Annotated in this window: 4 protein-coding genes; 1 reads left to right on the top strand and 3 read right to left on the bottom strand. The window is 54.8% G+C overall.

Annotated elements, in window-relative coordinates; translation table 11 throughout:
- Positions 1 to 138: 138 nt before the first annotated feature.
- The 3 genes from murA to POG22_RS11130 all read right to left on the bottom strand — a co-directional run bounded on the left by murA (position 139) and on the right by POG22_RS11130 (position 5,798).
- Positions 139 to 1,458 (bottom strand): UDP-N-acetylglucosamine 1-carboxyvinyltransferase, encoded by a 1,320-nt coding sequence (gene murA / locus POG22_RS11140; RefSeq protein ID WP_063719620.1) that lies wholly within the window; start codon positions 1,456 to 1,458, stop codon positions 139 to 141.
- Between the two features lie 432 nt (positions 1,459 to 1,890).
- Complete coding sequence (locus POG22_RS11135; protein ID WP_063719621.1) at positions 1,891 to 4,344, bottom strand: sensor domain-containing protein; 2,454 nt, start codon at positions 4,342 to 4,344, stop codon at positions 1,891 to 1,893.
- Positions 4,345 to 4,580: 236 nt separating this feature from the next.
- Positions 4,581 to 5,798, bottom strand: a complete 1,218-nt coding sequence (locus POG22_RS11130) for an IscS subfamily cysteine desulfurase (RefSeq protein WP_498905277.1) — start codon at positions 5,796 to 5,798, stop codon at positions 4,581 to 4,583.
- A 45-nt stretch (positions 5,799 to 5,843) separates the two neighbouring features.
- Here POG22_RS11130 and POG22_RS11125 point away from each other — a divergent pair, with 45 nt between their 5' ends.
- Positions 5,844 to 6,917 (top strand): tocopherol cyclase family protein, encoded by a 1,074-nt coding sequence (locus tag POG22_RS11125; RefSeq protein ID WP_063719623.1) that lies wholly within the window; start codon positions 5,844 to 5,846, stop codon positions 6,915 to 6,917.
- Positions 6,918 to 6,973: the final 56 nt, after the last annotated feature.

Below are 6,973 nucleotides of genomic sequence, written 5' to 3'. Positions count from 1 at the left end.
TTGCTCAAGCGTTGGCTCAAGTTTGTACTCGTAAGTGATGTTTAGCATACCTACATTATAGCATCCTGAATAAATAATGGTGTGTTTATTCAGAAAAGCCGCCCTAGAAGGGCGGGGCTTGTATCCCATTATTTTGGGTCACACCGACGGTTGCCCCGTTTCGAGGGGTTCGGTCGCCGTTTCGCAACTCGGAACCGTCACCCGTTCGATGTTCGCACCGAGGCCGCAGAGTTTTTTCGTGAGATTTTCGTAGCCGCGATCGAGATGGTGAAGTCCTTGCACGACAGTCTTTCCATCAGCCGCCAGACCCGCCAGTACGAGGGCTGCCGACGCTCGCAGGTCAGTCGCCACCACGGGCGCTCCCGAGAGCATAGGAACGCCGCGCACCACGGCAATATTGCCTTTAACGCGAATATCTGCCCCCATCCGCTGTAACTCGGCGACGTGGCGCAAGCGGTTTTCAAACACCGTTTCCGTAATGACGCTGTTGCCGTTACTGAGGGTCGAGAGTGCCATAAACTGAGCCTGCATATCCGTGGGAAACCCCGGATAGGGCTGAGTTTCGATATCGGCGGCTTCGATGGGGCCGGGAACGACGCGCAAGGTGTTCGGCGAGTCCATCGCGACCTGAGTTCCCATCGCCCGCAGTTTGGCGATCGCGGCCGTGAGGTGGTCGGGAATCACCGGAGACATCGAAATTTCCGATTGGGTAATCGCCCCAGCCACGAGAAAAGTCCCCGCCTCGATGCGATCGGGAACGATGCGATAGTCCGCCGTATGCAAGCGAGGGACGCCGACGATGCGAATTGTTTTCGTCCCAGCACCTTGAATTTTCGCCCCCATAGCGCGGCAGAAGTTCGCTAAATCCACCACTTCCGGCTCTTGAGCGGCGTTGTCGAGGGTGGTTTCTCCTTCAGCTAGGGTCGCGGCCATCATCAGCGTTTCCGTAGCGCCGACACTGGGGTAGTCGAGGTATATTTTCGCACCGCGAAGCCGTTTTCGTCCGCCGCGCACGCAAGCCCGAACCACGCCATGCTGGATTTGTACGTCAGCACCGAGCGCTTGCAAGCCGCGCACGTGGAGATCGACGGGGCGAGCGCCGATAGCACATCCTCCAGGGAGCGGCACGCGAGCGATGCCCAAACGAGCCAAAACCGGGCCGATGACAAAGAAACTCGCTCGCAGTTGGCTGACGAGTTCGTAAGGGGCTTGAGACTGTCCGATGTGAGTGGCGTCGATGTCTAAGACGTCCTCGTGGACGTCGAGTTTCACACCGAGGGCGCGAACGATCTGGCCCATCCGCTTCACGTCGAGTAAATTGGGGACGTTGCGAAGTCGGCAGGGTTCCGGACAGAGCAAAGCCCCAGCCATCAGCACCAGGGCAGCATTTTTCGCCCCACTTATCGTAACGTGTCCGCTCAGGGGGCTGCGACCCCGAACGTACAGGACGGATTCCATCGCTTCAGACGCCCCCGAAGTGGGGTCTGCGACGGAAGAATGGGGTCCCTTCGGATCGAGAGAAAGATTAATGGGTCTGTCCTCCAGAACGACGATCTCGTGTAAAAATCTGTAGAGTTTGGTTCCGATTCTACCGGAAACGTTGCGATTTCCTACGGAGTTTGAGGAATTTTGTCAAGCACCGTTGAATTTTTTCGGAAATTGCCGAGAATTTTCGGAAATTTGACCGTCCATGACCTTCGGATTCTGCCGAAAGCCCCAGACTCCAATTTCCGTAACAGATACCGAATTCTCTTGCTCGGTGAGAGAATCCGCGTTTTTTTGACAAAAACTTACGTTCACTGGATGTAGTATGCGATGACACCCGGAAATTTCACGATTAGATTGGCATGGAGATCCGGGTTTGTCAACAAATTGCAACGGTCGATCTCGTTATTTCGACGGCTCGACTCGCTTGAAGGGACTCGAACGATCGCCCCATTGCAATAGCAGTTCTTCGGCGACTTCGGCACTCAGCGGTGCGGCGAACCAATAGCCTTGTCCGTACTGACAGTCGAGGTTTTGTAATTCTTGTAATTGCTCAGTGTCTTCGATCCCTTCTGCGATTATGTCAATTTCTAGCCCGTGAGCGAGGTTTACAATGGTGTTGACAATTTTAGATTTTCCATTTCTGGAAGTGTTTTCACTCGATGATAAACTCCGAACGAAGGAGCGATCGAGCTTTAAAATGTCGATCGGGAAACGGTGAAGGTAATTCAAAGAACAGTATCCCGTGCCGAAATCGTCGAGACAGATAACGATGTCTCGTTGTTTGACCGATCGCAGGAGATCGATCGCCCCATCGACATCGTTCATCAACGCAGTTTCGGTAATTTCCAATTTCAGAGTCGATCGATCGAGCTGCGTCTCTTCGAGAACGCGATCGAGATGGGGGAGAAACTCTGGTGTCAACTGTTTGCCCGAAACGTTGACGCTGACGTGCAGCGGGTTGGGTTGGGGAAATTTCAGTTGCCAGCGTCGCAACTGACGACAAGCCACCTGTAACACCCACAGTCCCAACGCCTGAATCGTACCCGTTTCTTCGGCAATGGGAATAAATTCCGAGGGAGAAATCGCGCCGTGTTGGGGGTGGTTCCAGCGCACCAGAGCCTCGAATCCGACGACGCGCAGCGTATCGAGGGCGACGATGGGCTGATACACTACGCGCAGTTCTCCGCGATCGATACAAGAGCGCAAATCGGTTTCGAGTTGCAGGCGTCGCACTGTTTCGCTTCGCATGGTGCGATCGAACACCACGATATGGGGTTTGTTCTCCTGTCGTTTCGCGCGATACAGTGCAATATCGGCATCTTGTAACAAATCTTGGGGTTGCTGGTAGACCTCGTCGTTTCCTTGGGCAACGATCCCGATACTGGCTTGAGAAAATAACTGATGCTCGTCGATATAAAATGGGGCGTCTAACGCAGCCTGTAGCTGCTCGGCCATCGCGATCGCTTCACCCGTTTCGCTGACGTTTTCCATCAACACCGTGAACTCGTCACCCCCCAACCGCGCGAACGTATCCCCAGGACGCAGGTGGTTTTCTAAACGTTGCGCGATCGCCAACAACAAGCGATCGCCGACGGCGTGACCCAAACTGTCGTTGACCGATTTGAAATTGTCCAAATCCAAAAACAACAGCGCGAAGTTATAGTTCGTGTGACGACGCGTCCGGCGCAAGCTGCGTTCGACTTGTGCGAAGAACCATCCCCGATTCCACAATCCCGTCAGAGCATCGTGAGACGCACTGTAGCGAAGTCGCTGTTCCGTACGTTTGCGCTCGCTAATATCGACGACCGACCCTTCGTAATACAACAAATTACCGTTTTTGTCCCTGACCGCCCTGACGTCTTCCGAAATCCAAATAATCGATCCGTCGCGACGATACACCTCCGCCTCGAACCCCGATACCACGTTTTGGTTTTGTAACAAGCGCAGTAATTTCGCGCGACGGTTCGTATCGACGTACAGTTGGCGATCGATATTCTGCAACTCTTCAATTAACGCCTGAGGAGACGGATAGCCCAACAAGTACGCTAAGGCGGGATTCGCACTGAGGTAATGTCCCTGCGGTGCAATTTGAAAAATGCCCTCGATCGCGTTCTCAAAAATGCTGCGATACTTCGCTTCCGCCTGCGCCAACGCCTCGATCGTCTGATTGCGTTCGGTAATATCGATTCCCATCCCGAAAAAGAATTCACAACGACCGGTTTTGGGGTTGCAAACCGCGCGACCGTGCCATTCGACCCAAATTTGGCGACCGTCTTGGGTTAAAACGGGGTTTTGCGTGTGCGTTAGCGATCGCCGCTCGATGAGTTTGTCAAACACCCCAGCCACCATTTGGCGATATTGAACGGGAACGAAAGTCGAAAGATAGTCGCAGCCGATAACTTCTTCCCGTCGGTATCCCAACACCTTTAACATCGACTCGCTCATCCGTAACACCGTCCCGTCTCGAGCGATGGCGACGACAAACGAGGGGTTGGCTTCGATGAGAGTTTGATTGAACGATCGCTCGAGTTCGAGAGCCGATCGCAGCACCTGACTGTACGGATTCATCTTGCGACAGTAGCGATACCAACGCCTGATGGCGGCCGCACCGAACGCCGTTCCTACCCCCAGCGCTATAATGCCGATCGTACGCAGGACGACATGGGACGATAGGGTGATGGGCTGCTGGGAAAACTCCGTTCCGTTGTAGGGATAGATCGATAGTATCCCGGCTGACGAGCGATCGCTTCCGCGCCAATCCCAAACCAGTGTCAGTCCGAGTGCTAAAGCCGCGATTCCGATGACGCTGGCGATCGCGCAGATTCCTTTTTCTCGCCCTTGTTTTTCCCCTGCCATATAGTTACGTTCGCCTAAGCGAGACGACGTTCGCGGCGATCGAGAACGACCGTTCCGCGTTTGCTGTCCCCGTCAACAATCCGGCGATCGGGGTGGCTGGGATCTCGACTCTCTCGAGACTCGACCCACAAAACGGTCTAACTTCCGTGACAACAGATTGCAGACGTTGCTAACAGTCTAGCGGAACCTGTGCCGGGGTGAAGTTTTGGAAACTATCACCACTTTTAATACCGCTTTTAAGAACGAGTCGCGTGCGAAGCGGGTCGGGTATCCTCAGAAGACGACGATCGCGTGGCGCGACGGAGGGATGCGATCGTCACGATCGCCTGTTCGGCCGCGCGATCGATCTCCTCGACCGTCGTAAACCGACCGATTCCGAACCGTACCGACGCATACGCCAACGCTTCCGATCGCCCCAACGCCGCCAACACGTGAGACGGTTCGATTTTCGCCGACGTACAAGCCGATCCCGACGACACTGCCATAACAGGTTGTAATCCCAACAGCAACGCCTGACCGTCTACCCCTTCGACGCTGACGTTCAAATTACCTGGAAGTCGTTTTTCCAAATGTCCGTTGAGAACGATCCCGTCGAGTTGCGAGAGTTTCTCCCACAATCGCCGTCGCAATTCCGTCAACCGCTGGATTTCCTCGTCCATGTGCGACAGTCCCAACTCCACCGCCTTGGCGAACCCGACGATTTGCGGCGTATATAGCGTCCCCGATCGCATCCCTCGTTCGTGGCCGCCGCCGTGGAGTTGCGGGGCGAGTTTGACGCGGGGATTGCGACGCCGCACGTACAACGCCCCAATTCCCTTCGGTCCGTAAACTTTATGCGCCGTCAGCGACATCAAATCGATAGATTGCGCTTGGACATCTAAGGGAATTTTACCGATCGCTTGAGCGACGTCGGTGTGAAACAAAATCCCGCGATCGCGACAGATTTTTCCAATCTCTGCGATCGGTTGCAACACGCCAATTTCGTTGTTCGCCGCCATCACCGACGCTAAAATCGTATCTTCTCGCAGCGCCTCCTCGAACGCAGCCAGATCGAGCAAACCGTCTGACTGCACCGGAAGCACTGTCACCTCGAATCCTAACGATTCCAAATACTGACAGGGATCGAGGACGGCGTTGTGTTCCGTCGCCACCGTGACGATATGGCGACCTTTCGTAAAATAAGCTTCTGCAACTCCTTTAATTGCCAAGTTGTTAGCTTCCGTTGCGCCGCTGGTAAACACGATCTCTTCAGGCGACGCACCGATCGCTTCGGCGATCGCCTCCCGCGCCTGTTTGACTGCGGCTTCGGCTTCCCAACCGTACTGATGGTTGATACTAGAGGGGTTGCCGAAATATTCCGTAAAATAAGGAATCATCGCTGCCAACACCCGTTCGTCAACAGGCGTTGTCGCGTGAGCGTCGAGATAAATCGGACGTTGTCGGTGTTCGGACATTGACGATACAGTTTTGGCAGAGTGCGAGTTTTCACAATTACATCTATGGTAAGTTCTCAGCCTACCCCTCACAGCGGCTATCACTGGGATGGAATTAGTCCGCGTTTTTTTGAAGGGTGGTATTACCGCGTCACGCTTCCCGAGGCGAACCAAACCGTCGCATTTATGTATTCGATCGAAGATCCTATCGGCGGACGCCCCAACAGTGGCGGTGGGGCGCAAATTCTCGGGCCTGACGACGACTATCTCTGTCGCACGTTTCCCGAGGTGACGACATTTTGGGCGTGGAAAAACGCCCTCGGATTGGGACATTGGGGCAAAACCGACTTAAGCGGAACGCCGATGTTTCTCGAACCTCAAATTTTCGATCGCCATGTCGAAGAGGGCTATCAGGGAACGGCGACGTGGCATCAAGGAAAACTTTACGACCCCGGCACGCGATCGCGCTGTCAGTGGCAATACCGCATCGAACCGGTGTATGGTTGGGGCGATCGCCAGTCTACCGCCGGGCTGCTGTCGTCGCTGCAAATCTTCGAACCTGGATGGCAGATCCTAATGGCGCACGGTTTAGCCACCGGCTGGATCGACTGGAACGGAACCCGCTACGAGTTCGATCGCGCTCCTGCATACGGCGAAAAAAACTGGGGGCGATCGTTTCCTCAAAGTTGGTTTTGGCTCAACTGTAACAGCTTCGACGGCGAAAGCGACCTCGCCCTCACTGCTGGCGGCGGACGGCGACAGGTGCTGACCTGGATGGAATCAGTGGCCATGGTGGGAATTCACTATCGCGGTCAGTTTTACGAATTCGTCCCCTGGAACGGAACGGTAACGTGGGACGTTTCCCCCTGGGGATCTTGGAAAATGCAAGCGAAAAGCGGCGATTTGACCGTAGAACTCCTCGGAACCACCGACGAACCCGGAACGCCGTTACGAGCGCCCACCCATCGCGGTCTAGTCTTCGCCTGTCGCGATACCATGTACGGCAAGGTGAAGTTGCAACTCACTCAAAACCGTAACGGGAACGTTCGCACCATCCTCGAAGCCACCAGTTCTCAATGCGGCTTAGAAGTCGGCGGAACTTTATACAGTCGCCAGTCACCAGTCACCAGTCACCAGTGAAGACAGTTGACAGTTTCTTCCTTGTCTCCCCTTCTCCCCTTCCCCCCCTCTCCCCC

Source organism: Geitlerinema sp. CS-897 (assembly GCF_028368005.1).
In the GTDB taxonomy this organism is placed as follows: domain Bacteria; phylum Cyanobacteriota; class Cyanobacteriia; order Cyanobacteriales; family Geitlerinemataceae; genus Baaleninema; species Baaleninema simplex.
This window is presented reverse-complemented; position numbering and strand designations above follow the sequence as displayed.

Excerpts from the sequence above, each read along its gene's own strand:
- POG22_RS11130 (WP_498905277.1), bottom strand. The coding sequence starts at position 5,798 with ATGTCCGAACACCGACAACGTCCGATTTATCTCGACGCTCACGCGACA.
- POG22_RS11125 (WP_063719623.1), top strand. The coding sequence starts at position 5,844 with ATGGTAAGTTCTCAGCCTACCCCTCACAGCGGCTATCACTGGGATGGA.
- POG22_RS11135 (WP_063719621.1), bottom strand. The coding sequence starts at position 4,344 with ATGGCAGGGGAAAAACAAGGGCGAGAAAAAGGAATCTGCGCGATCGCC.
- murA (WP_063719620.1), bottom strand. The coding sequence starts at position 1,458 with ATGGAATCCGTCCTGTACGTTCGGGGTCGCAGCCCCCTGAGCGGACAC.